The 508-nt window shown below is 67.3% G+C and carries 1 protein-coding gene; it reads right to left on the reverse strand.

Annotation, left to right across the window (positions count from 1 at the left end; genetic code table 11):
• Positions 1–20: 20 nt before the first annotated feature.
• Positions 21–508 (reverse strand): 23S rRNA (cytidine(2498)-2'-O)-methyltransferase RlmM (gene rlmM, locus DAI20_RS20485; protein WP_108252926.1); only part of this gene is annotated, 488 nt, incomplete at its 5' end.

Below are 508 nucleotides of genomic sequence, written 5' to 3' on the forward strand. Positions count from 1 at the left end.
ATGCCCGGCGGGCATGTTCCTCAGCGCAGCGGCGAGGCCAATACCGTGATCTCCTCACGGTCGTGATAGAGCTGCTTGGCGCGGACCACCAGCGGCTTGCAGGCCTGCTCCTGGAACAGGTCCAGGCACAAGCGGGTTTCGTCCCAGCGCTTCTTCATCGGCAGTTTCAGGTTGAAGATCGCGTGCCTGCACCAGCCTTCGCGGAACCAGGTGGCCATGCGTTCGGCCACGCGGCGCGGCTGCTCGACCATGTCGCAGACCATCCAGTCCAGTGGCTGCTCCGGGTGCCAGTGGAAGCCATCGGCGCGAAGGTGCTCGACCAGGCCGGTGTCCAGTACGTGCTGGCGCAGTGGGCCGTTGTCGATGCTCAGCACGTGCATGTGCTGGCGGGTCAGCACCCAGGTCCAGCCGCCGGGGTCCGCACCCAGGTCGGCCGCGCGCATGCCGGGTTTGGCCAGCGCTTCACGCTCCTCCGGCGTCAGCAGGGTCAGCAGGGCTTCGTCCAGCT

The organism is Planctomonas deserti (genome assembly GCF_003067705.1).
GTDB classification, from domain to species: Bacteria; Actinomycetota; Actinomycetes; order Actinomycetales; family Microbacteriaceae; genus Planctomonas; species Planctomonas deserti.